The 25,657-nt window shown below is 62.0% G+C and carries 20 protein-coding genes and 4 pseudogenes; 12 read left to right on the forward strand and 12 right to left on the reverse strand.

Translation table 11 applies throughout. The features are described from left to right. The first annotated feature begins 74 nt into the window (after nucleotides 1–74). The 3 genes and pseudogenes from istA to ACETMP_RS22440 all read left to right on the forward strand — a co-directional run bounded on the left by istA (nucleotide 75) and on the right by ACETMP_RS22440 (nucleotide 3,053). Complete coding sequence (gene istA, locus ACETMP_RS22430; RefSeq protein WP_375157908.1) at nucleotides 75–1,574, forward strand: IS21 family transposase; 1,500 nt, start codon at nucleotides 75–77, stop codon at nucleotides 1,572–1,574. Further along, a pseudogene (istB, locus tag ACETMP_RS22435) lies at nucleotides 1,574–2,295 on the forward strand (IS21-like element helper ATPase IstB); the annotation flags it as partial. The gene istA and the pseudogene istB, both read left to right, overlap by 1 nt. Nucleotides 2,296–2,459: 164 nt before the next feature. Then, nucleotides 2,460–3,053 (forward strand): tetratricopeptide repeat protein, encoded by a 594-nt coding sequence (locus ACETMP_RS22440; protein ID WP_375157909.1) that lies wholly within the window; start codon nucleotides 2,460–2,462, stop codon nucleotides 3,051–3,053. Here the strand turns inward: ACETMP_RS22440 and ACETMP_RS22445 are convergent. Then, nucleotides 3,043–3,733 (reverse strand): annotated as a pseudogene (locus tag ACETMP_RS22445) (lyase family protein); the annotation flags it as partial. The gene ACETMP_RS22440 and the pseudogene ACETMP_RS22445 overlap by 11 nt on opposite strands. A gap of 992 nt (nucleotides 3,734–4,725) precedes the next feature. Here ACETMP_RS22445 and ACETMP_RS22450 point away from each other — a divergent pair. Further along, nucleotides 4,726–5,001: a helix-turn-helix domain-containing protein gene (locus ACETMP_RS22450; protein WP_375157910.1), complete on the forward strand. Its 276-nt coding sequence runs from the start codon at nucleotides 4,726–4,728 to the stop codon at nucleotides 4,999–5,001. A gap of 101 nt (nucleotides 5,002–5,102) precedes the next feature. Here ACETMP_RS22450 and ACETMP_RS22455 read toward each other — a convergent pair whose 3' ends face one another. From ACETMP_RS22455 to ACETMP_RS22475, 5 genes and pseudogenes are all read right to left on the reverse strand, one after another. After that, a complete protein-coding gene (locus ACETMP_RS22455) occupies nucleotides 5,103–5,684 on the reverse strand; it encodes a hypothetical protein (RefSeq protein WP_375157911.1) in 582 nt (193 codons plus the stop codon). Further along, complete coding sequence (locus tag ACETMP_RS22460) at nucleotides 5,681–6,487, reverse strand: hypothetical protein (protein ID WP_375157912.1); 807 nt, start codon at nucleotides 6,485–6,487, stop codon at nucleotides 5,681–5,683. Before ACETMP_RS22460 ends, ACETMP_RS22455 begins: the two co-directional genes overlap by 4 nt. Nucleotides 6,488–6,824: 337 nt before the next feature. Beyond that, nucleotides 6,825–7,811, reverse strand: coding sequence for a hypothetical protein (locus tag ACETMP_RS22465; protein WP_375162061.1), 987 nt, complete (start codon nucleotides 7,809–7,811; stop codon nucleotides 6,825–6,827). Between the two features lie 162 nt (nucleotides 7,812–7,973). Next, nucleotides 7,974–8,234 (reverse strand): annotated as a pseudogene (locus ACETMP_RS22470) (zinc ribbon domain-containing protein); the annotation flags it as partial. Then, nucleotides 8,165–9,025, reverse strand: a pseudogene (locus ACETMP_RS22475) (recombinase family protein); the annotation flags it as partial. The pseudogenes ACETMP_RS22475 and ACETMP_RS22470, both read right to left, overlap by 70 nt. Before the next feature lie 106 nt (nucleotides 9,026–9,131). Between ACETMP_RS22475 and ACETMP_RS22480 the strand changes: the two are divergent. Next, nucleotides 9,132–10,097, forward strand: a complete 966-nt coding sequence (locus tag ACETMP_RS22480; RefSeq protein WP_375157913.1) for a helix-turn-helix transcriptional regulator — start codon at nucleotides 9,132–9,134, stop codon at nucleotides 10,095–10,097. A gap of 127 nt (nucleotides 10,098–10,224) precedes the next feature. Here the strand turns inward: ACETMP_RS22480 and ACETMP_RS22485 are convergent, their stop codons facing one another. The 3 genes from ACETMP_RS22485 to ACETMP_RS22495 form a co-directional block, all read right to left on the reverse strand. Beyond that, on the reverse strand, nucleotides 10,225–11,154 hold the full coding sequence (locus tag ACETMP_RS22485; RefSeq protein ID WP_375157914.1) for a recombinase family protein: 930 nt from the start codon (nucleotides 11,152–11,154) through the stop codon (nucleotides 10,225–10,227). Between the two features lie 107 nt (nucleotides 11,155–11,261). Next, nucleotides 11,262–11,525 (reverse strand): hypothetical protein, encoded by a 264-nt coding sequence (locus ACETMP_RS22490; RefSeq protein WP_375157915.1) that lies wholly within the window; start codon nucleotides 11,523–11,525, stop codon nucleotides 11,262–11,264. A gap of 144 nt (nucleotides 11,526–11,669) precedes the next feature. Beyond that, nucleotides 11,670–12,485, reverse strand: coding sequence for a 3'-5' exonuclease (locus tag ACETMP_RS22495; protein ID WP_375157916.1), 816 nt, complete (start codon nucleotides 12,483–12,485; stop codon nucleotides 11,670–11,672). A 445-nt stretch (nucleotides 12,486–12,930) separates the two neighbouring features. On the opposite strand from ACETMP_RS22495, the gene ACETMP_RS22500 reads away from it, so the two are divergent. Next, on the forward strand, nucleotides 12,931–14,001 hold the full coding sequence (locus tag ACETMP_RS22500) for a hypothetical protein (protein ID WP_375157917.1): 1,071 nt from the start codon (nucleotides 12,931–12,933) through the stop codon (nucleotides 13,999–14,001). A gap of 59 nt (nucleotides 14,002–14,060) precedes the next feature. On the opposite strand, the gene ACETMP_RS22505 is transcribed toward ACETMP_RS22500, so the two are convergent. Further along, on the reverse strand, nucleotides 14,061–14,720 hold the full coding sequence (locus ACETMP_RS22505; protein WP_375157918.1) for a hypothetical protein: 660 nt from the start codon (nucleotides 14,718–14,720) through the stop codon (nucleotides 14,061–14,063). A 98-nt stretch (nucleotides 14,721–14,818) separates the two neighbouring features. Here ACETMP_RS22505 and ACETMP_RS22510 point away from each other — a divergent pair, with 98 nt between their 5' ends. The 5 genes from ACETMP_RS22510 (at nucleotide 14,819) to ACETMP_RS22530 (ending at nucleotide 22,602) form a co-directional block, all read left to right on the forward strand. Further along, complete coding sequence (locus ACETMP_RS22510; protein ID WP_375157919.1) at nucleotides 14,819–15,463, forward strand: hypothetical protein; 645 nt, start codon at nucleotides 14,819–14,821, stop codon at nucleotides 15,461–15,463. A 120-nt stretch (nucleotides 15,464–15,583) separates the two neighbouring features. Next, a complete protein-coding gene (locus tag ACETMP_RS22515; protein WP_375157920.1) occupies nucleotides 15,584–16,024 on the forward strand; it encodes a hypothetical protein in 441 nt (146 codons plus the stop codon). A gap of 641 nt (nucleotides 16,025–16,665) precedes the next feature. Continuing rightward, nucleotides 16,666–19,311, forward strand: a complete 2,646-nt coding sequence (locus ACETMP_RS22520; RefSeq protein WP_375157921.1) for a PD-(D/E)XK nuclease family protein — start codon at nucleotides 16,666–16,668, stop codon at nucleotides 19,309–19,311. Next, entirely contained in the window at nucleotides 19,308–21,020 is a 1,713-nt protein-coding gene (locus ACETMP_RS22525) for a UvrD-helicase domain-containing protein (RefSeq protein WP_375157922.1), read from the forward strand. The genes ACETMP_RS22520 and ACETMP_RS22525 overlap by 4 nt, the downstream gene beginning before the upstream one ends. Continuing rightward, nucleotides 20,944–22,602, forward strand: a complete 1,659-nt coding sequence (locus ACETMP_RS22530) for a 3'-5' exonuclease (protein WP_375157923.1) — start codon at nucleotides 20,944–20,946, stop codon at nucleotides 22,600–22,602. The genes ACETMP_RS22525 and ACETMP_RS22530 overlap by 77 nt, the downstream gene beginning before the upstream one ends. A 54-nt stretch (nucleotides 22,603–22,656) precedes the next feature. Here the strand turns inward: ACETMP_RS22530 and ACETMP_RS22535 are convergent, their stop codons facing one another. After that, nucleotides 22,657–23,340 (reverse strand): nucleotidyltransferase family protein, encoded by a 684-nt coding sequence (locus ACETMP_RS22535; protein WP_375157924.1) that lies wholly within the window; start codon nucleotides 23,338–23,340, stop codon nucleotides 22,657–22,659. 37 nt (nucleotides 23,341–23,377) lie between these two features. Next, on the reverse strand, nucleotides 23,378–24,316 hold the full coding sequence (locus ACETMP_RS22540) for a WYL domain-containing protein (RefSeq protein ID WP_375157925.1): 939 nt from the start codon (nucleotides 24,314–24,316) through the stop codon (nucleotides 23,378–23,380). Nucleotides 24,317–24,615: 299 nt separating this feature from the next. On the opposite strand from ACETMP_RS22540, the gene ACETMP_RS22545 reads away from it, so the two are divergent. After that, entirely contained in the window at nucleotides 24,616–25,656 is a 1,041-nt protein-coding gene (locus ACETMP_RS22545) for a hypothetical protein (protein WP_375157926.1), read from the forward strand. Nucleotide 25,657: the final 1 nt, after the last annotated feature.

Raw genomic sequence — 25,657 nt, forward strand, 5'->3', positions numbered from 1 at the left:
GATCGGCATCCAATCGGGACCCCGGGATAAGGGTCCACAGTGGCTTCCATCGAGTCATGGAAGCCGAGGTTGGGATGCTGGTGGTGGAGACGATTGGTAAGATCCGTCGCGCCTACTTTGTTGATGGTCGTCCGATCAAGGCGATCTGCCGAGAACTTGGCGTATCGCGGAAGGTGGTTCGCAAGGTCATTCGTTCTCAAGCGACGGAGTTCCGGTATGAGCGCGAGACGCAGCCGCTCCCGAAGATCGGTGCCTGGAGTGCCGAGCTTGACCGGTTGCTGGCAGGGAATGAGAGCAAGGCAGCACGGGAACGGCTGACGCTGATCCGGCTATTCGAAGAGCTTCGCGGCCTCGGTTATGCCGGCGGCTATGATGCGGTTCGTCGATACGCACGACGGTGGAGCAAGGAACGCGGCACCTCGACAGCGTCGGCGTATGTGCCGCTGAGCTTTGCACCAGGCGAAGCCTACCAGTTCGACTGGAGCCACGAGGTCGTCCTGCTGAGCGGCACCACGGTGATGGTGAAGGCTGCCCATGTCCGGCTCTGTCACAGCCGTATGCTGTTCGTGCGGGCCTATCCGCGGGAGACGCAGGAGATGGTGTTCGACGCCCACGACCGGGCGTTCGCCCTGTTCAAAGGCACCTGCACCCGCGGCATCTACGACAACATGAAGACCGCCGTAGAGACGATCTTCGTCGGTATAGGCCGTCTCTACAATCGTCGCTTCCTGCAGATGTGCAGCCACTATCTGGTCGATCCGGTCGCCTGTACGCCAGCGTCGGGCTGGGAGAAGGGGCAGGTCGAGAACCAGGTCGGGCTGGTCCGGGAGCGCTTCTTCACGCCGCGGCTGCGGTTCAAAAACCTCGACGAGTTAAACGCCTGGCTGCTCGACAAGTGCATCGCCTACGCCAAGGCTCATCGCCATCCGGAGCTGGCCGATCAGACGATCTGGGACGTGTTCGAAGCCGAACGCCCCAAACTCGTTCCCTATGCCGGCCGCTTCGACGGCTTCCATGCGGTGACGGCATCGGTCTCGAAGACCTGCCTGGTGCGCTTCGACAACAACAAGTACTCGGTCGCAGCCAGTGCAGTCGGACGACCGGTCGAGGTTCAAGCCTATGCCGATCGCATCGTGATCCGTCAGAATGGACGCATCGTTGCCGAGCACCCGCGATCCTTTGGCCGCGGCGATACTGTCTACGACCCCTGGCATTATGTGCCGGTGCTCGCCCGCAAACCCGGCGCCTTGCGCAACGGTGCTCCCTTCAAAGACTGGGTGCTGCCGGCCGCGATCGAGCGGATCCGGCGCAAGCTTGCCAGCACCGACGATGGCAATCGGCAGATGGTCGACATCCTCAACGCGGTGCTGACTGACGGTCTGTCCGCGGTGGAAGCGGCTTGTGCCGAAGCGCTCAGTCACAGCGTCCATTCCGCCGATGTCGTTCTCAATATCCTGGCCCGTCAACGTGAACCCGCCCCACCGGCCAACATCATGACGCCGGCCGCACTGACGCTCCGTCATGCACCGATCGCCGATTGTGCCCGCTACGACAACCTCCGGAGGACCATCTGATGGAACGAACCCAAATCTTCGACCTCATGGGCGAACTTAAGCTCTACGGCATGAAGGCTGCCTTCGACGAGATCATGGCAACTGCCGTCAAGCGCCAGCACGAGCCTCAACGCATTGTCGGCGACCTGCTCAACGCCGAGATCAACGAGAAGCAAGCCAGGTCGATCAAATACCAGCTCACCATTGCCAAGCTGCCGCTCGCCAAGGACATCGCCGACTTCCAGTTCGACGGCACGCCCATCAATCAGACCTCGTCAATGATCTCGCTGGCGGCGGCTTCATCGCCCAACAACGCAACGTCGTGCTAGTTGGCGGCACTGGTACAGGCAAAACACATTTGGCCATTGCCATCGCCAGAAGTTGCATCCGCGATGGCGCCAGAGGACGCTTCTACAACGTCGTCGACCTCGTCAACCGGCTCGAGACCGAGACCCGCAACGGTAGGCAGGGACGGCTCGCCGAGCATCTGACCCGCATGGACTTCATCGTTCTCGACGAGCTGGGCTATCTGCCGTTCGCGCAATCCGGCGGTCAGCTCCTGTTCCATCTCATCAGCCGGCTCTACGAGCGCACCTCCATCATTGTCACCACCAATCTTGCGTTCGGCGAATGGCCCAGCGTGTTCGGTGATGCCAAAATGACCACCGCGCTACTCGACCGATTGACCCATCACTGCGACATCGTCGAGACCGGCAACGACAGCTGGCGATTCAAAAGCCGCGACGATGTTCAAACAACCCGCGCTCGCGCCGTCTCCGCAACCCCGACCAGCTCCGACGACCCGAGCGCTACCAGCAGAGCACGCCGATCAAAGGGGTCCCTTTTGGATGCCGATAGGGGGTCCCAGTCGGACGCCGATTGACAATCTACGGATGGTCAACATCCGTGATCGAGGACAAAAGGACGGCGCTGAAGCTAATTGATCAAGTTCTCGCAAAGCGCCCGGCGACTGCAAACGCGCACGTAGCCAAGGGAACCATTTTGAACTACGGAAATCCTGAGCAAGCCTTACCTGAATACGACGCAGCGTTAGAAATCGATCCTAATTCGCCCGTTGCGTATGCATCCAAGGGGATCGTACTTGTTACGGCGGGACGCGCGCGCGAAGCGTTTTCCCCGATTCAGATCGCCTTGCGCCTAAGCCCCAAAGATCCAGCCGCTGGCACTTGGCACTACTTCCTCTGTCATGCTCATGTCCATCTGCGCCAATACGCGGAAGGCATCGATGAATGTAAGCGCTCCATCAGCTTGAATAAACTGGAGTGGTTTCCGTATGTAGATCTGATTTCAGCCTATGGAGCCACCGGCCAATTGGAAATGGCCCAACAAGTACTGGTCGAATTGAATGCCATCCGACCGGACTTCACGATCCAGTGGTTCCAGCAAATCGGCTACGCACGTTCTAGCAATCCGCAGTTTCGTCGTGAGTACGACGACATCGTCGAAGGACTCCGACAAGCCGGGGTTCGCGAGCAATGAGGTTGATATCTATCCACTCAACAGACTTTTTGGCGATTGGATCCTGCAACGCCTTCGGCCGGTATCAGACGTTGCTTCACGTTGATCGCAGTCGCCACGTACATGGCCGACGGGAACGAATCGTTCGACGACTGTGACATGTTGACGTCGTCGTTTGGGTGTACGGGCTTCTTGCTTCCAATGGCGGTACCCGCAATCTGGCTGCAGCGGTTGGCGATCACCTCGTTCACATTCATGTTGAACTGCGTTCCGCTTCCGGTCATCCACACATGCAGCGGAGACATGTCGTGGTGCTGACCGTCCAGAATCTCGTCGCAGACCTGAACGATGAGCTGATGCTGCAGCGGCAGAAGCCGCTTCTCGGCATAGTTCGCGTTAGCGGCGGCCTTTTTCACAATGGCATAAGCGGTAATCATTTCCCGCGGCATCAGATCGGGTTCAATCCGGAAATGCTCAAGCGAGCGCTGAGCTTGACCACCCCAAAGCTTTTCGGCCGGAACTCGCACTTCGCCCAGGCTGTCGGTCTCGAGGCGTGCTTCGGTCGCAGACACGGCTATGTCCTGGGTCGGGGCCACTGAAGTCTCGCCTATAACCGGTGGCGCCGCCAGAAGCGGAATTGGGTTGCCAACGAATCCCAGTGTCGTTGCAAGACCGCCCTTAAGAAGGTCGCGACGTTCCATTTGTCTGCTCCGTTCAAGAATCGCATCGGTCCGCTCGATACGACGTGCGATATTCTCTTCCCCGGGCGGTCGATCCGCATCATCGTAGCCGCCCGCCACACTTGAAATCTCCTATACGTTGATATGACGCGCGTCTTCCAAGAGTTGGATGTGCTATTATGCCTCTCCTATCTAGATGACTGTGTAGAAGGGCGCGGCCGAATGTCGGCAAGTTTGTCTGTTCGGCGCTTCGGTTCATCGGTCCCAAGGACGAGGCGGCCTGTCTATTTTCGCCCTGTTCAGCGGGCGTTACCTTCACGATCATACGTCATGTGCAATCAATCAACGCCAGATCGACGTGAGTCCGCGCTCCGATCTCGCGGTGCGAAAGGCTTTCGCAGACTTCATCGACAAGCGCCGTTGTTTCCGTGTGGAACATGAGGTGCCCCCTCATCTAGCCCGGTTTTGTCGCATCGTGGCGCCTGGCAAACAAAGCCACATGAGCCTGCATTCAGCGCGCGATGCCTGGCTGCTTGTCACTGTTGTTCATCTGGAGGCGTTCGTCGAGCGATGTTGGACACCCTGAAGGAGATCCGCAACAAGCCAGTGAAGGCGACGTGTACGTCCAGTTCCTGCCGAACGGGCAGATGCGGCCGCACTACGATATGTTCAAGGTCGTGGACGGTAAGACGCCAAGTTTGACGCGATGCAGTAATCGTCGGAGGCGGACTGGACACCTCAGGAGTGCGCGCCACGTCCCTGGCGGGCCTCATTGCGCCGCAAGTTTCCCGGCCGGTGCCGGCCCACGCCGCTCGGGATCGCAGGGAGGGAGGCACCGGACGGGCGGCTTCATGGGACGAAGCTTCGCCACCGTCACGGAGACGGCCTTTCGGACGGTGGATAACTCCGACAACTCCGGTATCGATCTCGTTACTCAGCGGAAGTCTCCGTCGAGGCCCGTATAAGAAGGGCAGCTCCCCGCGAGCGCTCAAGCACGAGGCCGACCCGATCTTATGGCGAAGCAAGGATTCGAAAAAAGGTTTCCTGCCCGGAATTCAGAGGCGGTGAAGGCCCTCGCAACTAACGCTCGTCGGCTCCGAAAGCTGAGGGGCTGGAGCCAGGATCGTCTGGCGAGCGAACTCAATATTGAACAAAATGCCGTCAGCCTGCTCGAGAATGGCCGCTCCAACCCCACACTGATAATGATTGAAGCCATAGCGGCCGCATTCGGAGTACCCGTTACGGAACTGCTCGATACGCCAAGCCGGGCTCGGAAGACCAAACGATAAGCGAACAGCGCCTTCGGCAGAGCCGCCGGTCCATCCCCCTCGGCTGAGGTGGTGGTGTCTATTCGTCCGACGATCCTGGCCCGATGCCATATGCCGGCATCTCAATCGTCGTCATCGAGCAGATCCGCCAGGAACGAGGCGGTGGCGTCCTCGATGTTGCCGCTCTTGACGGAGGCATCGAGATCCGGGACCGCCTCGCGCGACTTGGGCGCTGCGGACGCGGGCCTGGCCGCCCGCTCGGTCCATTGCGTCGCCTTGGCCGAGGCGACGTCGGCGTGTTCGATCTCGACCGGATCGGGGGCCGGCGCCCGCGGCGGCGGCGCCGCCTCCGGCTCATCGTCGAAGATCACGGCCTTCTCGATCGCGGTGTCGACCACCTCGACGCCGGGCTCGGCGCCCTTCGGGGCGTCGAAGTTGAGCGCCTCCAGGAAGCGCAGCGTGGCGTCGTTGTGCTGCAGCTGTTCGGCCATCTTGAACGTGCTGTGGCCGTCGATGGTGACGCCGTGCTCCACCTTGCGCATGGTCGAGGGCGCGTCGGAGCGTTGCGCGGCGATCCGCTCCGGATCGGTCGGCACGTCGGGCCGGCCGAAGCTGTCCGTGAACGCGGTCGGATCGTCGAAATCGGCGTCGGCCTCGAAACTCCATGTCGTCGCCGGCGCCGGGCGGCGGCAGATCGTCCTCAAGCGGCGGCAGCGCGCAGGCGTCCACCGGCCGGCCCGGCGGCCGTCCGGGCGGGGGCGCACCCGCGACGTCGCGGCCGAACGCCCCGGTGCGCACCGGAGCCACGGCTTCGTTGCCGCGGCCGAAGCCGCCGGAGCTGGCATGGCCCGCGGGCGCGCCGGCATTGCCCCGCGCGTCGGCGCGGGCGGCCGCGGCCCGATCGGCCGGCGGCACCGCGCCCGGCACGTCGGACGGGGTCCGGCCCTTGCCGGAGCGGGCGGTCGCCGGCATCCCGGCCAGCGGCGATTCCGGCAGGCCTTCGACCCCGCGGACCTCGCGGGTGAACACGTTGGCGTCGTTGATCTGAGCCAGGGTGACCGCGGCGGTCGCGGCGCAGGAGGCGGTGAGGTAGTCGCCGCCGGGGCCGGTCTTCTTGTCGGCGCGCAGCATCGCGGTGGCGGCGCAGGCGTCCTCGCTCTTCATCCTGGCCGGGTCGCGCTTCTGGGGCGGCCACCTGCTCGATCGCGGCCCGTTCCTCCTTGGCCCGGGATTCGACGATCATGGCGAACTTGGCGTCGGCGAGCTTCTCGGCCACCAGCGGCAGCGTCTCCTCCTTCTTGTCGTCCATCGGCGAGGGCCGCGACACCGGGATGAAGTGGTTGGCGCGCAGTTCGAGCTGCGGGAGGTTCTTGTACTGGCCTTCCGGAAAGGCGTGGAAGGTCTTCACCTTGAAGTATTGGTCGTGCCAGGTGACGTAGGCCTCGCCCACGCCCAGGGCACGGAGATCCAGCGGGTTGATGCGGTCGTCGGTCGCGGTGATGATCACGCCGCCAATTGCAGGCAGTCTTTGTTTGACCCCGTAGGTCGAACGCTCGCTCCGCAGACGAGCCGGCCACGTGTTGGCTTCTCAGCATCAGGCCGAGGGAGCACACACTCCGAGGGGCAGGTGCCCCTGCTATTCCCACCACGCAGTCTGGCCGACGCCTGGTCCTCGCCTCGTCCGCCACGGCGTTGTCCGCCAGCAGGCGGAGCATCTCCGCCGGGGCGCCAGAAGGTCGGGTAGGGTCGCACTTCGCGCTCGGTTCGGAAGTCTCGGGATTCCTTCCATCCAGATACCCGTCCGTCCTGTCGTCGATCCAGGTTGCCGCTGCCCTGCTGCCCTCCTAGGCGGCGATGGCCTCGACCGGCGCCGATGCCGAGCGCAGGATCCACCGAGCATACTGGCGCCCCTTGGCTTCGAAGACGTCGGGGTGCTTGCTCAGGACCGTCTTGAGGACGCCGAGTTCGTCACCGAAGATTTTGCGGCGTCGTGCCCGGAGCTGCTCGAGGATTTCCTGCGGCCTCATGGGCTTCCCGGAGGCCTCCAGGACCTCGCGGGTGGCCTCGACGATCTCCGCCGTGGTCACTAAGTACCGGCACTTTAGCTTCTCCCACTTCGAACGCAGCATGAAGCCGTTCTTCCGGATGCGGATGAACTGGCCGGGCCGGCGCGCCAAGGCGTTGTGGACCGCGGTGACGGTTCGCACCACGTTCATCGCCCCCAACTGGCGGGCAATGACCCTGGCCGTGAGAGGAACGTCGGACCGGGCCAGCACGCGCACGAGGTCCGGCTCGGACTGCCGCGGCACCGCCTTTCGCGGAGGCTTGTGACTTGGACCACGCGAGCGGGGCAGCGCGATCACCAGCTTTTGGGCCGCGCGCGAGATCGTAAGGCTTTCGCTAGTAAGCATATCCTTATCGGCGTTACCCTTACGGTGCTGAGCACGGTAGGAAAGCGAGCCCGTCACCAGCGTGGCCAGCTTGCCGAACACCTCGACCTCGAAGCCTTTGGGCTTCAGGGGGTGCACGTAGACGTGCTTGACCAGCGCCTCGAGGTGCTCGCTCAGCTCGATGTTCCCCGGGCTCTTCGAGTTGGCGGAGACGTTGGCCAACATCCGCTCGGCCATGACCGCGTAGTCGGCCAGTGAAAGCCGTTTCAACTCGAAGGTCACCGACGCGTTCTCGATGTCGTCGAGGCGCGCCCGCAGGTCGCTCTTCTCGGCTTCGCGGGCCTTAATGCCGTCACCCAAGGCGGTCGCGCTGATGCCCCGAGCGATCTGGTCCGTCAGCCGCTTGATCTCGGTGTCGATGGTCTTGACGCGCTTCTCCATCTTCTTGAGCGAAGTCCCGACACCGTCGAGCCGCCGTTTGGAGGCGACGTTCTGCTCCTCCACGAACATCGCCAAGGCTTCGGGCGACCGGAGGTGGTCGAGCAGCCCCTGGAGGACCGCCTGCAGGATGTGGTCCCGGTAGAACGTCCGGGTGTTGTCGCACTTGCCAGCGTTGGCATTGACGCAGCGCATCCTGAGCCGCCGACCGTCGCCGCCCACCACCGACATAGAGCTGCCGTTGACGTTGCCGTGCTCGTCGGGCCGGCCGCACTTCGGGCACTTGATGAGGCCTCGAGGAGGAAGACTGCCGGGCCGCGCTTCCTGGTCGGATTGACAACCTTGTTGCCCGCCAGGATGGCCTGGACGGCGTCGAAGTCGGCCTCGCTGACGAGCGGCTCGTGCGACCCGAGCGAGCGGATCCATTCGCTCTCGGGGCGGTCCTCGCGCTGGAACGCCTCGCTGATCGCGTGGAAATAGGTCTTGGTCCGGCCCCACAGCATGGTGCAGCGGTAGACCGGATTGGAGAGGATGTAGCGGACGGCTTCCGACGTCCACCGACCGCCCCTCGGGGACTTGACGCGGTCCTCGAAGTTGAGGGCTCTGGCCTGGCCACGTAGCGACCATCCGGACAGGGCGCGAGCGTAGATCTGCCGCACGATCTTGGCGTCGTCCTCGACCACCTTGAGGTGGCCGCGTTCCCCGTCGACTTCCACGCATTCGTACCCAAGCGGGGGGCGACCCAGATGCAGGCCTTTGCGGGCCTTCACGGAGAGAGACGTCCGGACCTGCTCGGCCCCGATGCTCGGCATCAGCTTGGCGACCAGTCCGAGGGCCCAGCAGAACAGGCCGCTCACCTCGCCCACCTGGGTGTCGTAGATGACGACGCCGTTCTGCTGGCAGAACCGCCACATCTGATCGAGGTTGCTGAAGTCCCTCGAAAGCCGGCTGATGTCGCGGGTCAGCAGATAGTCGATCTGACGCCCCTCGATGAGCAGAGGGACTTGCTGATAACCGCGGCGCTGCTTGGCCGTCCGGCCCGTACCGACGTCGGTGAACTCGGCGACGATGACGCCGTTCTTCGCCAGCACCCTCGTCCTGAGATCGCTCATCTGAGCGTCCAGAGCTTCTTGCTGCGCAGGCGTGGAAACGCGCCCGTACAAGCAAAACCGGGCTCCTTCCCAAGGCTTCTGATGGGCGACTTCCAAAACCTTCATCTGCGCTCTCCTGTGCTTGACACTGACTGAGCGCACTGCTACCAAGTATCCGTTACCAAGTTACTGGTAACTGATACGTCAATTTTAACGACTGGAGGCGTTTTTCTTGGCGCAGAGGATCCAAAACCTCGGAATCCCCGAAACAGGCCAGCTTTTGCGCCTGGCGCGGAGTCTGGCTGGCTTCTCGTCTGCCAAGGCGGCAGCAATCCATTTCGGCTGGTCAGAACCCTCTATGAGGGCGCACGAGAGTGGGACAAGGAAGATCGGCCCGGAGGACGCGAAGAAATATGCCGCCGCCTTCGGGATGACGGCGGAGGCCTTCAGTGGCGGCAATGCCGCCAGAACCGAGATCGAAAGGTTGCGGATTGGGCAGCCCTTCCAAGAAAATGCCTCGACGGAAATCCGGCCTGCTGCCGTCGGCGCCCGGTTGAAGCTCGCGCGCAAGGTTCGCGGATACGCCAGCGCCTACGAATTCAGCGTGGCCTCTGGCATCGTCCAATCCAGCTACGGAGCTCACGAAGTCGGCAACAGTCCGGTCAATGAAAGAATGGCCGAAGCATACGCGGAGGCTTTGTCCGTATCGGCTAGGTGGCTCACCCGCGGCGAGCTTCCGACAGGTCTCGGAGAGGAGGCCGACAAGATGATTGCGGGCACTGCGTCCCTGGCCTCGCTGGACGTCGCTTATCTGGCCCGCATCGCAACTCCCGCGACCGTTTTCGACCGCGAGAAGATAAATCTGCTCGTGGCAGCCGCCAAAGCGCGCAAGCCGGCGGCCACATCGGAAGAGGACGAGGTCCACGAGGTGGAGGCAGCCAGCATCGTCCGATCGCCGGCGTCACCCCGGCGGCTTAGAACCTGGAAATTGCCGAAAGGCCTCGTCACCAACCTGTTCGGTGCCGCAGCGAGCGACACGGTCATCTTGGTCGTCGAGAAGCCGATGCAAGGTCTCGAGCAGGGAGACCGGCTCTTCGTCGACACGTCGAGGCGCGATGCGACCGCCGGTGGCGAGTTCGTCTTCTACGGTGCCGGCGGCAGGTGTGCTGCTCGGCGGACACTCGGCCGCTCCGCCTGAGGGGCACGTTCTGATCGGAAGGCTGGTGGCTCGGCTCACCACGGAGAAGTAGATCGCAGTTTGCTCCCGGACGTCCGAGATGCTCAACGGTACCGTACGTCTGAGATTCGGGAGTGGATGGCCAGCGCTAGTTCCCGGCTTCTGCCGTCGAAGATTGGTGGTAGCGCTTCTGAACGAGTTCGAACTTATCCCGGCTCACGAGCGGAGTGTGCCGACCTGCGCCGATGATCCAGTCCTTGCGAGGCTTGAGAATTCGATGCCGCATGCCGGTAAGGCCGTCCGTATAGGTCAGGTACATGCCGCAGACGACCAGCCCTGTATAAACCCGGTCGTGAAGAATGCCGGCGACGCCCTTTTCCGACAGCATGCTCGCCTTCCACACGCATCCGCGAGGCGGCCGAACACCCATTTCCTTGAGTTCCCGGAGGATATTGGAGATTGACGTTCCGCTCAGATAGCGTTCGTAGACGTGCCTGACGATGTGCGCTTCTTCTTGCACGACCTCGAGTCGGCCCGGCTGGCCGGCTGCCGTGACGGTCCGATATCCGTAGGGAGCGCGCCCCACGTGTCGGCCGTCCGTGATCATTTCCCTGTTCTTCCGCGCGTTCATAGCCTGCCTGTTGCCGCCAAGCTCCAGCCCCACGACGAGTTGAAGTGATGCGCGGACGAAAGGGTCCACTCGGCCTTCCAGGGTCCAGACCTGCGCACGAAAGTGCTCGGCGTCGGCCAAGAAGCGCGAGAGTTCGGCGGGGTTGCGGCTCAAATGACGCAGGCTCGTCGTTAACACGACGTCGACCTCTCGGGCCCGCATTCGGTCCTGGATGTTCCGGATGTCGCGGCGCTGTGAGAGGCGCTTGCCTTCGTGTGCTTCGCCAAAGACGCCGATCGTCGTCCAACCCGGCTGCCGCGAGCAGAACTCCGTCATCGCATCCATCTGTTCCTGGAGAGGCACGTCGTATTTGCTCGATTTGCCCGCATAGCAGACGACGCGGACGGTGTCCGCGGGCACCACCGAAATGGTATCGTTTCCTGCGGCTGTGCGGATCAACGAGTTCATCTTCACATTCCAATCGGGTTTTGCAGTTTGTCGGTCGGATTCTGTCGGGTTGAGCTAGGGTTTCCAGGCAAGCTTTAAGTTGCGCCTAACGGCTTGCCCCCGGCATCTCACATGGTGACGGATCGATGAACGTCGGCGTCGGCCGGCTCCTCGGAGGCAGCCCGTCGCGACGCCCGCGCAAGCTTCCTCCTCGCCTTATCCGACCGACGGCGAATTTCCTCGTTCAGTGCGGCCGCCGCCATCACGGCCAGCACGCCACGCAGAAGTTGCTGCCTTTCCTCCGTCAGTGCGGCCTGGCGCTTCGACGCCTTCCGACGACGAGAAGCGGCTTCGGCCCGCGCACCAAAAGGTCCCTCACTTTTGTCGCTCATCTTCGATTTCCTCATGCATTGTCGGCGCCGTTGCGTCGGCGTCCTCATCGACTTCGGCGGGAATAGCGGTCGTAGGCCGTCACGCGCGTGTGGGGGATCTCGGCGTCCGGACGCCCGTAGACCTCCCTCCGCAGAAATGCGATTTCAGCTTCCAGCGCTTCCTCGGCGACTTCCGCGCACCAGGCGAGCGGTTCGTCCTTTCCGTTCGACATCCAACGGTATCCGCGCGATTTGAGAACGTTGCGCGCACCGTAACGTGCTTTCTCCGCGCGGACGCGCCGCTTCGGCGCGCGGGCCGACTCGAGGAAGCGCGGCAAGGACGGTGCGCCGGCTGCGCGGAAGCTCGCGAGCAAGTATCTCGACGCCCGCATGACAGTCCTCGACGGCGCGGTGAGCGTCGAAGAAAAATCCGTAGGACGCCGCGATATGGGACAGGCGGGTCCCTTCGAAGCCCTCGCCGGCCCAGTCGATCTCCTTCAGGGAGCAAGCCCAAGCCTTGCGGGCGAACAGCGGCCACAAGGGCTCGCAGAACGGACGATCGAATCCCGCATTGTGCGCCACGACGAGCGAAACGCCTTCCAACACTTGCCGGACGGCCTCTTCATCCACTGTCGCTCCCGCAACCGCCTCGTTCGTGATGCCCGTCAAAGCCACCACTTCCTGGGCAATCGCGCGGCCGGGATCGCGGAAAGCGGCGAACGGCTTGCCGACGCCGACGATCCTGCCCTCCGGGTCGTAATCGAAGGGCAGCATGGCAAGCTCGACGACGGTGTCGACCTCGGGATCGAGGCCCGTGGTCTCGACGTCGAGAAATACGGCGCGGCGCGTCGGCGGGCCGTCGCTCGCCGGCGCGAAAAGGCGCGGTTTCAGTCGCCGCAGCAACCGATAGTCGCCGCAGCTCTCCAGAGAGAGCGCGAGCCGTTCGAGATGTCCGGTCGCCGATCGACCAAAGCCGCTCATGATTTGCCTTTATGTGATAAATCACATCATGTGACATGTCATATACAGGCTGCAGACCCGGATCGGTAGCGTAATGTTACGGAAGCTCTCAGTATGGTAAACGCGAGGTTAATCCGTGCCCCGTCGACCGTTACCAACCGATTTTTGACGACAAGGCCAGGATCCCCGGTCGGTGAACGGGAGCAGTCACGGCGCGCTGCGACAAATGGGAGACCATGTCGGGCGTACCCACGTCGATATCGAATTCGTCAATAACGATATGGCCGAAGTCCTCGGCGAGGTCATGAGTGGCCTCTTAGATGGCGCAATCCTCCGGCGCGTTCACGTAGACGCCCTTCACCATGAGCTCGGTCGGCGTCAGCTCCAGCACGAGCGAGGTGACCTGTCAACGATTGGGCGCTTTTGTCAGCTATTTGATGGCGAATCACGGAACGCGAGGCGCGCCATGCCCACCAAATCACTCGTCACGTCACTGTTTCTGATCGCGGTCGCGGCGGGAGCGTCGGCGACGGCGACCGATCGGCGAGACTTCAAGGAGGTTGCCACCAGAACGGCGATCTCGGACGAGGTATCCAAACCGGGGGCCAAGTGTCCCATCTCGAAAGCCTATGCGGAAACGCTGGATCTCGACGTTCTTTCGATCTGCGTTGCCTATGGGCTGACGGCGATGGAGGCCGCACGGCGATATCCGGCGATAGCAACGAAGGTTTTCGCGCTTTACGGCGAGGATCCGCTATTCCAGTCCGTGTTCGAACGCTACGGGCAAATGGTTGTCCCGGTGGTCGGCTACTTTGTCGAGCATGGGTCCAACCGATATCGCGTCAATGCCAGGCTTCAAGGGGCCTTCCAACAGGTCTCCCAGGGTCGCATGCCCTCGTGGGGCGATGGACCCAGTGGCGAACAGATGGGCTTCATGGCCGTGCAGGAGCTCGACGAGCGCGGTGCGGAAGTCTTAGCGGAGTTCGAAATCGTCGACGGGCAGGCGAAGCGAAAATCGATAGAGGCGACCGTGCTCGGGACAAAGAACTTGGTCTTGGGCGGGATTCACAAGCTCGAAACTGTTTGGGCGCGCGGGGAATCGCCGACGTGGAAGGACTATGGCGACGCTGCTTTGGACGTCGCTGTCGTAGCGGGCGGCGTCGGTCTTCTTGCGAAAGAAGCGCGCGTGGGCGAAGCCGTCGTCGGCAGGGCCTCTCCCCGCATCGTCGCGGCGAATGCGACGAATATACTGCGGAACGTTGGCATGATAGCCGTCGGACCGGTAGGCAACATAGCCGTCCTCTACGTCGTTCTCACCCATCCGACATTGGTCGCGTCGGCTGTCGGTTGGACTGCGGAGCGACTCGGTCTCAACGGACCGGTCTGCATTTTCCTCGCTTATCTTCTGCTCTTTCAGCTTCTGTACTGGTTGCTGCGGCCGCTGTTCTGGCTGGTTTGGCAACCAACCCGGGTCGTTATCCGGGCATGTTCGCTTGGTCGTGCGAAGCGAGCGGCCCTACGACCAAGACGGGCGTGATTTTCCTGAACGTCGGATTTCGTAGGCGAATTGCTCTTCGCCGTGCGGACGGGACGGGCTCAGAGCACGCTCGCCGCCGTCTCTTCGACGCGTTCAGCCAAGAGCTCGATGAAGCCCAACAGCGGGAGCGGACTGATGGAGATGCCTCCCACCGCCGGCAGGCGGAACGAATCGAGCAGGTGGACGAAATCCCACTCTCCTCCCGGTGCCTGAGGAAGCTGTAGGGGCTCGGAAGCGAAGACCTTTTGGTGCTTGGGGCCGCCGCGCTCCCACCGGTCAATCGTGCCGAAGAGCACGGTGCCGCGACCGTCGATCCAATGGAGGCCGACGCCTTGGACGGGCGGCATCGCGGCCTCGCACCACATCTTGCGGAACATCCCTGCCAGTTCTTCCTCGAACGACACGCCCGCCTTGGGCACGCTTCGCGGATTGGCTCCGTCGATCTGCAGGGTCATCGAGGCGAAGCGCGGCGTCACGCGCGCGATCGCGTCGGGGCGAACCCGGCTTCCGATACCCATCAGCAGCCATGCTCCGTCCATGGCGAGCGCTTCGACGTTGTCCGGCCGCAGGCAGGGGACCACGCCGGCGGCGACGAGCGCCTCGATTGCCTGCTGGACCATCTTGCGGTCGAGATTGAGCCGCTCGGAGGCCTCCCGGCGAAAGCCGTTACTTTCGAACAACTTGCGCCTTACCTGGTGCGAGCTCGCTTGGTCCGTCATGTCGAGTTTTCCCTTCGGGGTGCTGTCGCGTCACTTGACGGCGACTGGCCATTTCTCTACGGAATTTAATTCCGTGGAGTCAAATGGGCCGGCCCCCGATGGTTAATTCCCGCCAGCTTGCCGAAGGGGTCGCTATCGCCCTCGGCAAGCCGCAGACGTCGACCGCGCAGCACGTCAAGAACCTGCGGGAAGCGAAGGGAGCGAAGGAGGGACTTCCGCTCGTCACTGCCGGCGGTCGGGGACGCAATGCGCCGGCGATGTCACGCAGGGACGCCGCGACCTTAGTCTGCGCCGTGTTGGGGGCCGAGGCGGTCAAGGACAGCGTGACGACGGTTGAGTGGATGAGAGACCTGAAGCCGGAGTTTCACGGCTATCGTTTCAAGGGGTTGTTCAGACAACGAGGTCCGGATTTCGACTTCACGGCGGGGATCCGACCCGAGCACAACGTCATCGAAGCGCTGGAGTGCGTGTTGGGGTTCTTCGATCGGGAAGAAGACTACCTATCGAACCTAGAACATTACGGACGGTGGAGGGCCGACATCTACGTCAGGTTCTACGTCGAATTCCCGCAGCGCTTCGTCTCTCTGACGTTCGGCGTCCGGCGCATGGTTTCGGCCTTCTGGACATATGGACGGCGCTCAGGCGGGCCCGACAAGCAAGCGCGCTGGGCTGACCAGCACGATCTTCGGGCGATTTCCGAGATTTCCAGATCGCCTCAACGGAAACAGGCAGAAAGCGAATGAAGGGACCGATCGAGACATTGATGAAGTACAAGGGCTTCGCCGGCTGGAAGTGGGAAGAAGACTTCCTGCGGACTCTTTCGACCTACAAGCCCGGATGCCGAGGACGCCGCGGTGGAACGGATGCGCTTCTTCATCGTCGCCGATTTCGTCCTTGAAGTCGTGAACCAGGAATTGGATCTCGGTCTTTACGCGCACGTCGAAGGCGTGTCCGACAAGACCATCGAGGGTACCGTCGACTTCGAAAACCGGCAGCGCGACCTCGTCGCGAGGACGGCAGCTACGAGCGGCGCGCGCAGCCTCGGTCGCACCTGTCCACGCGCTGACGCACACATCGGCGACCTGCTGGAAGCTCAGCGCCGGCGAAGGCCGAAAGTTTGCTGGTCGCAGCAAACACGGTCGATCGATCCCAGGGCGATACGAAGCGTCAGACCTCGTAGGCTTGAACTTCATCACTTCTCGGCGGCAATATTGCCGTCGGCGTTGGCGACGCCCCTCTCGATGGCGCGACGTTCCACTTCATCGAAGCGGGCGACCTCGTCGCTTTCTGGCGTCGGGCGATGACCAATCGGCAACGGCATCGACGGCAGTCTGCGCCGCTGCTTCGACGAAGTCCTCTGGCAAGTCCCGGGGCGTCACCCCCCGGTGAGCGTCGTTAGCACGAGATTCTCGGACGCCCCCTGCCACGCGTAGCTCGCGCGGCCCCGCCCGTGCGCGACGGCCTTAGCCGGACCGCGACGAGATTGCCTTCGTCAGAGAAGTCTGCCGCGTACCCGCCGGGCCCGGCACAAGTCCAGGCCGCCTCGTACCGAGTGATGCATCGACGCATCGCTTGCCATCCGTCGGCGTGTATACGACGCAGATAGTCGGCGCATTGACGCCAGACGTCATCATCGAACGTGCATTCGGAAAGCAGCTTGAGCGCCTCAAGACCGTGGGCGCGGCCCGCAGATGTGCACGTCGCCAGTACGAATGCGCGACAGATACTCGCGATCATCCGCATCGTTCTAGAACGCTGCATTGAGATCGAGACGAACGCCGGTCCATCAGCCATTTGGCTGTCGACTACTTTAGATTGTCTATAGAGTTAGTTGTCCCTTTCTGCGAGACTGGTGCTCTGTTTTGCGGTTCATCGTCCTGCTAGGCGCCCGCGCGGAAGAGAGATCTGACTTCGCCTTTTTCATCCCCATGATCGACCAGCAACAATGAAACGACGCGTCATCATCGTAGACGGGCCGCTGGCCCTGGGCATGAGGCGCTTTTGGGCCGCCGAGGCGAACGAGGTGGGCTCCGATATCCTTACGCTGCCTCTGCTGGCCGCTCGGCTGGCCGGAGGCTTTCGCCGCGCCGCCGACAGAGAAATGCTGTCCGCGGCCGTCGCGGCGGCACTTCGCGGCGACGGGTATTTGCAGATCGATAAGGTCAAGGATCTCCCCGGGATGGTCCGGGCCGCAACGCAAACGCTGGACCGCGCATGGGATTCGGATCTCGACCTGACGGCCCTTGCGCCCACATCCGGGCGGCTCGCCGACCTCGCCCTCTTGGAGCACAGAGTGAGCGAAGCGCTACCTCGCGGAGCCATGCTGCCGCGCCCACTGCGAGATGCCGCGGTCGAGCGGGTCCGCTTTGCCGCCGCGCTCTTCGGAAGCATTTCGCTGGAAGGTCTCGTCGACGTCGCACCGGTATGGCGGCCCCTCCTGGTTGCACTCTCCGCGCATTTGGAAGTTTCGTGGAATGCGCCGGCGAAACCGGGGCGAGACTGGTTCCCTGGACAGATATGGGTGGCCACGGTGGAGTCTCCGAAGGTCATCCGCGGCGAGTTGTGTGCGGATCCCAGGGCCGAGGTCGTCGAAGCGCTCAGGTGGGCGCGCCAGCTCCTCAGCCGGGGCGTCAGCGCCAACGAAATCGCCATTACCGCGGCGTCGACACCGACCTGGGACGAACACATGCTGGTGTTGGCGGGTCACGCCGAGTTGCCGGTCCATTTTTCGCATGGGCTACCCGCACTCGGCTCTTGGGAGGGACAGTCCTGCGCGGCGCTCGCCGACGTGCTCGGCAACGGCATCAGCCAGGAGCGCGTCAGGCGGCTGCTCGCCCATTCGTCGTCCACCGAGGCGGCCGCCGTGCCGGCCGACTGGACCGCCGGCCTTCCGCGCAAGGCCGGACTGTTCAACGTCGACCAATGGCGGCGCGCGCTGAGCTACGCGCGAGACCACCGTTCGGATCCAGGCGCAGCCGAGCGGACGCTTCTTCCGCTGCTCGAGGCGTTGGCGCCCGGGCTTGCGAATGCAGAACAGGCCGGAAAGGCGTTTCTCGGCGGAGCGAGCCTCGGATTGTGGCGCGACGCGCTCCGAAATGCACCTGCAGCGGCAGTCACTCTGTCGCTCGACAGCCTTCGGATCCGGGACTCTCGCCATCCGGCAAACAGCGTCGTCTGGTGCCCGGCTTCCCATCTGATCGGTATGCCGCGGCGCTGGATGCGTCTGCTCGGCGTCGCGGGAAGAAGTTGGCCTCGGTCGGACGCGGAGGACCCTCTTCTGCCGGATCACGTGCTTCCACGCCGTCGCCTCGTACCCATCTCGACTACCGAAAGAGACCGCTCGTGCTTCGAGCTGCTCGTTTCGCGTACTGCCGAGGAGATCGTCCTCTCGCGCAGTCGTCGCTCGACAGAGGGCGCTCTCCAATCCGCCAGCGCGTTGTGGCCGACCACGCTTCCGGTCCGGATATGCACACGAAGCCGCATCCCGGAGCATGCCTTCAGCGAAACCGATCGGCTGCTGGCGCGAGCGGCCGAGGCCGGAAGGTCCGACCGGATCAAAGCCGCCTCGAGTTGCTGGCGGGACTGGAACCGGGAGGACGCGACAGCCCACGACGGTACGGTTCGCGCAGGACATCCAGCCGTCCGTCGCGCGGTCACGCGGCTCCATTCGGCGACTTCGCTGAAGCTCATGGCGCGTGATCCGCTCGGCTTCCTCTGGAAATACGCCCTGGACATGCGCCCCGTTGCGCTCTCCGAGGTGCCTCTGGCCCTGGATCACCTCGCCTTCGGCGAACTAGTCCACGAATTGGTCGCACGCACGATCAGTGCGCTCGAGCCTGCGCCAGGCTTCGTACGCGCATCGCGCGACGAAATCGAGTTCGCGCTGGCGGACGCGGTCGACCACGTTTCTCGGCACTGGCCACTCGAACGCCCGGTCCCCCCAGCCCTTCTCTGGAACCATTCGCTGGAGGAGGCCGCCCGACGGAGCTTGCGAGGACTGACGATCGACACGAGCTTCGAGGCAGATACGGTGAGCTGGACCGAGGTGAGCTTTGGCCTTCCTCCGACCCGCGAAGGAACGCAGTCACCCTGGCCGTCAGACGGCGAGGTCTTCGTCGGATCCTCGAGATTGAAGCTCACCGGACGGATCGATCGCGTCGATCTCGCTTCCGGCGGTCGCGGCGTTAGGATCTCCGACTACAAGACCGGCGCGACGCCCCGCCGCCCCGATAAGGTCGTGCTCGACCGAGGCAAAGAGTTACAGCGCGTACTATACGCCATAGCCGTCAAGCAGCTCGTTCCGGACACGTCCCAAATCGTCTCGCGCCTCATCTACCTCGACGGCGAATCGCCGCCGTTCGCGCTCAGTCGCGATGCCTTGGAGGCGGCCGCGGACGATGTCGCACGCTTCCTCGACAAGGCCTGCGAATTGCTCGAACGCGGGCATGCATGTCCAGGACCGGCCGCACGTGAGTCATACAACGACATGCGTCTTGCTCTGCCGGCCGAACTCGACGCCTATCTCGCACGCAAGGCCAAGGCCTTCGGAAGGCTCGCCCGCGACCTCGATGAACTCTGGAGCACGCCGTGAAGCTTGCGGATCGCGAACAACGGCTAAGAGTCCTGACGGATATCGATACGACGCTGCTGGTCGAGGCGGCGGCGGGCACCGGCAAGACCTCGCTCATCGCGGGCCGCGTTGCCATGCTGCTCGCCCGCGGTGCGAAGCCCTCCCAAGTGGCCGCCATCACGTTCACTGAACTCGCCGCAGGCGAGTTGGCACTACGCATTCGAGGGTACGTCTCACGCCTGCTCGCGAAAGAGATCCCCGACGTGCTGAAAGACGCGCTGCCTGCAGGATTGAGCGAGGAACAGAGAAAGAATCTGACTTCCGCGGCCGAGCATCTCGACGAGATCAGCACGTCGACCATTCACGGCTTTTGTCAGGAGATCATCCGAAGTTACGCCATCGAGACCGCGCTGGATCCGGGGTCGCGCGTCATGGACGCGCCAAGCGCCAACGCGATGTTCGAGGGCGTGTTCCGGTCATGGCTTACCGACCGTCTTTCTGGAAAGGTCGGATCAGACGATCCGGTCGTCGTGCTGTCCCAACACGATCCCCTGAATGTCGTCGAACTGGTCAAAGATCTGGCGGATCTCAAGCGTGACCATCCGAGGGCTACCACGAGAAGAGCCGACTTCACGCGTCGCACCGACATCGAACTAGTCGAAGCCGTTGATGAATTCGTCCGGTGGTTCGCCGCCAATCCGGAAGAGGCTCGCACCGCAGCGTTGCTGAGGGACCTTCGATCCCTGTCCACTTTCTACTTCGACTGCTTCAAGTCCGAACCCACGTTCCGCGATCTGTGGCGACTGGGCCATCCGCCGCGGGTCGATGCCATGGAGAAAAGGAGTTTCAGGCTCCTTTCCTACCGTCGAAAAACCGCTTGGGTCCGGAGCTATGGAGCGAGCCGGGGCGAATCGCTCAATCGCGAGGCCGAAACCCTCTTTGCGAGCGCAGAGCAGGCCTATCGCGAGCTGCTCGGTCAAATCGCGGACGGCCTGGTGAACGCTCTTTCCATCGCGCTCGATGACGTCGTCGCTGCCTACGCACGCCGCAAGCAGGAAGCCGCAGTGCTGGATTTCGACGATCTTCTCGTCATGGCTCACGGACTGGTCCGACAACATGAGCCCGTACGAATGGCACTGAGTCGCAGGTTCCAGCACATACTCGTCGACGAATTCCAAGACACCGACAGGATCCAGACGGCGATCATCTTTTCGATCGCCGCGGAAGATAGACCTCAGCGCTGGGAGGACGCCGCGCTTCGACCCAGCTCGCTATTCCTGGTGGGCGATCCGAAGCAAGCGATCTATAGATTTCGCGGAGCCGACATCGAGGCATATAACGAAGCACGCGCGACGGTGGCCGCCCAGACGAGGGGAGCCATCGTCGAGATTACCGCGAACTTCCGCTCGCAGAAGCGGATCATCGACCACGTGAACCACTGCTTCGAACCGGTTCTCCAAGCGCGGGGCCAGCCTGGTTACGTGGCTCTCACTTCCACGCTCGACCCTGCCGAACACGGCCTACCGTGTGCAGCGAAAGTCACCGTCGCGCTGCCACAGGCCCCATCCGCAGATAGTCAACGCGATGCGGAAGCCGCCCTCGTCGCGGATATCTGCCGGAGTCTAATCGGTTCGATCCGCGTGAAGCGCCCGGATGGTTCGATCACGCTTCCTCGAGGCCGGAGACATCGGACTCCTGGCGCCGACGGGCAAGGACCTGTGGCGGTATGAAAGGGCGCTCGAAGCGCAAGGACTGACCGTCGCCTCGCAGGCGGGTAAGACGCTGCTATTGCAGCAGGAGACGCAAGACGTCCTTGCTTTGCTTCGTACACTCGCCGACGCGCGCGACACGCTTGCCTTCGGCGCATTCATGCGCGGGCCCATGGTCGGACTGACCGACGAGGAACTGCTGGATATCGCCGAAGAAGTCCGAGCCGCCGAGGACGGAGCCGGCACGGGCAACTTCGACGTCAGGACGCCACTGGACCGGATCTCGAATCCGGTCGCGAGGAAAGTGCAGAAGGTCCTTCAACATCTTCGGCGCCGCGCAGCCGGGACCACCCCGCGGATACTGCTTTCCGAGGCGATCGAACGCCTGCAACTCCGCATGGTTCTCGCCGCCAGGCATCGAAGTCGCAGTGCACGGGCGCTCGCCAATCTTGACGCCCTTATCGAGATGGCACGCCCCTACAACGTGTCGGGTCTTCAGGCCTTCATCAGGGACCTGCAGTCGGATTGGGAGACCCGCGAGCAACGCTCCGAGGGCCGCATCGACGCGTCGAACGAGGCGGTGGAACTGGTCACGATCCATTCCTCGAAGGGGCTCGAATGGCCTGTCGTAATTCCGATCAACACGTCCACGGAATTTCCACCGCCACCGCGCTTCATCCATCGCCGGTCCGACGACACACTGCATTGGGTTCTCGGGGGAGTGATGCCGCCGGAGCTTGCTGCCGCCCGAGAGGAGGAAAGGCGGGAGCAGACGCTGGAACATCAACGCATGTGGTACGTAGCGTGCACGCGGGCGCGCGACCTGCTCATCATTCCCCACTTGCCCGAGGCTTCGGCGCGATCGTGGTCCAGAATCGTGGATCTGAGCCACACCTCGCTGCCTGAAATCGACCTGACGGCCCTCGTCCCGTCGACTTCACCGAAGGAAGTCCAGCCTCCGAACGAACAAACCCAGGAAGCGTTCGAGGAAGAAGCAAGGTCCGTCGCGACCGCTTCGCCGCCATTGTCTTGGAGAACTCCGAGCACTCATGATCGGGATCGAACGGAAGCTTTAGCGGTCGTCGAGCGCAGTCTAGACGATACGTTCCAGTTCGTCCCACCGATCGCCGGCGGCCGCATTCGCGGCATCGTTCTGCACAAGCTGATGGAGGAGTTCCTGACGGGAGAACTGGACGACGAGGATACTGGCGTCGAGGCCCGTGCGGCGGACCTGCTCTTAGAACTCAAGAGTATGGAAGAGCCGACATCCTCGGCCGATCCAGATCCTGTAGAGATGGCGCGGACGGCAATCCGTACGCTCAAGCTTCATGACGTCGCGGCACTAAGGCAGCATCTAGTTCCCGAGATCTCCCTCTGGTGTGATTCCGGCGATGGTCAGTTGATCGCCGGGCGCGCAGATGCTGTCGCGGTGCGAGGCGAAGAAGCTTTCGCCATCCTGGACTGGAAGAGCGACGTAACTCCGAGTAGCCAGGACAGATCCGACCACATTGCCCAATTGTCCGACTACGTCGCCGCGATTGGCGTCTCAAGAGGAGCGATCGTCTACATGAGCCTGGGTGAAGTCGTTTGGGTAGCAGGCTAGAAATTCGCTCGGCGTCAAACCGAATGGTTCAATTCCGTTGCTTAAGATATCACTTCATTCGTAGAGCCCCGAGAAACTGTCTCGACTTGCAAAATACGTTCGCAAACCGACCGCGTTTCCCGTGCGCCGAAAGTGCTGCAGGTAAGCCTTTATCGAGGAAGCTTCCGCAATGTCGCTTTGTCCCCACCGATTCAGAAATTTGCGGAAGTTCAATAGCATCGCTGGGCTCAGCAGTGGCGCAGCCTTGTTTTGGATCAACTCCTCGACAATCGCTTCGCCGGCGAACTCCGCCAAAGCGCGGGCGGCGAAAATGGCCCTGCCAACGTCGGCTGCACGAGCAATGAGAATCGTTCTAACGCACCAAGCAATGCGCTTGTTGGCTAACGATGCGTCGTCGAATGCTTCTCTGTGTTCTAGGATAAAGCTTCCCAGAGACGACGCTTGTTCAATAGTCGGCGCATAGCTCTCCTTAAAACGAAATGCCTTGGACATATCATCGAAGTCGCCCTTTTCATCATAGAATATCTTCGCTTCGCGGACGAGATGTAGGACGAATAGATCACCCTCTTCGGCTTTGGAAAATAAGTGCGACGATGGGTAAAACGAACACGACATCCTGTTTGAATTTATCAGGCGCGGCTTTGCCTCGTCCGTGATGAACAGAAGATCTATATCCGAGTTGGGCTCATCGTCCCCTCGCGCACGACTTCCGAAAAGCGCCATCGACCAGATCGGCATCAGGAGTTAGCTTGCGATGCGTTCGTGTTGACCATCTTCATGCGATCGACGTGTGACCTATCGCTCTACGCAAAGCATCTTTGGACATTTTGCGCGCCAAGTTCAGCTCGGCTAGGGCCTCGTCAAGATTCAACGGGAGCAATTGCTGTAGAGCAGGATTTAGCTTACCGGGCTCGATATCAAGGAAGTAGTCGACAGTAAGATAGAAGATGTGGCTGAGACGAATCGTCTTTGTCAGAATTCCATCAACTATATTGTATTCGTGTTCGACAGCGCGCCTGCTGTCTTCTGGAAGGCTCGGATTTGCTTGAAGCCTTAGGTCGAACGTCGTGTTCCAAGCATAGTCGAGGTTTTTATCGACCTTGATCAGACGCCTCTCGCCAACACTATCAATTCTGTTCAAGTTAAAATCTCGAAATTCATTCCGCTCTCGAGACCATGCACGCAGGTGCCAACGCTCCGCGCTGTAGACCATCGAATGCGGGGCGATCCACCGCATCTCCTTCTTGTCGGGCGAAGTAATTGAATTGTATGCGACCTCGATCTCAAGACCTTCTCTGATCGCGTCGAGGACGGCTTGGAGTTCCTTCCAACCGGTCCGACGCCGCTCAAGTGTGACAACCTCGGACGGCGGCAGCGTATCGAAATAGGTATTTTCCTTTCGAATCCAGCCGCTCTGAATTCCAACCAGTTGCAACAAGTATCGATCGGTCTCGCCCTGCATGAACACTGGGCGGAAGGTGTCGGCACGAACGTACGACTTGAGAGTCCTGTCGTATTCAAGGTTCAGCGGCGCCCGCTCTTGGTAGGTCGCGATATCAGCCGAAGCTTGTTGAGGCGAGATCTGGAAGGCGTCGACCAAGTCCTGCCTGTTGAACCTTCCCGACCACAGCAATCGAAAATCAATGAATTCCAGCCGTCGCTGGACGGACAATTTCACCGGCTCGGCCGGTTTTTCGGTCGGATTGCCGCTCATACGCGTCGCATTTCTCTGCTTGATTTTTTGGAACACTTCTATAAAATAGATGCACTATGGCGACGTGCGCCTAATTTATCTACGAACTCGGCGTGCCGTCAATGCCAAAATAGATTCGTCAACAGGAGCTTCCTGCCGGGCGATGCAGCGTAACCGTATGATAAACAACGGTAATTTTGTTTTTAACTCGGCGGGAGCCAACAATGACAGCTAAATTAACTTTTCACCCTCTCGGAAATGCCGATTGCACCCGCATCGACCTGGCTAATGGCCACAAGATGTTGGTCGATTATGCCGAGATGCGGAACTCCGATGACATGTGGGATGTCCGCGTCGACCTCCCCGAGGTTCTCAAGGCCGACCTGCGCGCGGCCAAGCGCAACCATTACGAGGTAGTCTGCTACACCCATCTCGACGACGACCATTGCTGCGGCTCCGGCGACTTCTTCTGGCTCGACCACGCCACCAAGTACCAGGGCGAAGGCCGCGTCAAAATCAACGAGCTGTGGGTCCCGGCGGCGGCCATCCTGGAGGAGGGCTGCGAAGACAGCGCCCGCATCATCCGCCAGGAAGCCCGGTATCGCCTCAAGAAGGGCTATGGCATCCGCGTGTTCTCTCGGCCGGCCAAGCTGAAGGAATGGCTGGAAAAGAATGGCCTGACGCTCGAATCCCGCGCCCATCTGATCACCGACGCCGGCCAGTACGTCCCCGGTTTCTCGATGTTCGGGCCCGAGCGGGTGCAGTTCTTCATCCACAGCCCCTTCGGCTGGCGCCAGAACGACAATGAGGTGGTCGATCGCAACCAGGACAGCGTGGTCTTCCAGGCGACCTTCCTCGAAGGCGCCCGCGAGACCTACGCGCTGTTCATGTCCGACATCAACCACGACTCGATCGAGCAGATCGTGAAAACGTCGAAGCGCCACGGCAACGAGGCGCGGCTCTTGTGGGACATCTTCAAGATCCCGCACCACTGCTCCTATCTCTCGATCGGGCCGGAGAAGGGGAACGACGTCACCAAGCCGACCGACGAGGTCAAATGGCTGTGCGAGACGCAGGGGCGTGCGCGCTCCATTATGATGTCCACGAGCTGGTCGATCCCCTCCAAGGGCAGCAAAGAAGACGAAGATGCGCAGCCGCCGCATCGTCAGGCCGCAAACTATTACCGGTCGGTCGCCGAGCTGAAGGACGGGCAGTTCAAGGTCACCATGGACCTGCCGTCCAAAAGCAAGCCCAAGCCGAGCACCATCGAGATCACCGACCTCGGCGCGAAGCTGCTGATCGTCTCCGCCGTTACGGCCGGCGCGGTCAGCGTCGCGGCCACGCCGGTCCGCGCGGGTTAAA

Source organism: Bradyrhizobium dasycarpum, assembly GCF_042019905.1.
In the GTDB taxonomy this organism is placed as follows: Bacteria; Pseudomonadota; Alphaproteobacteria; order Rhizobiales; family Xanthobacteraceae; genus Bradyrhizobium; species Bradyrhizobium japonicum_B.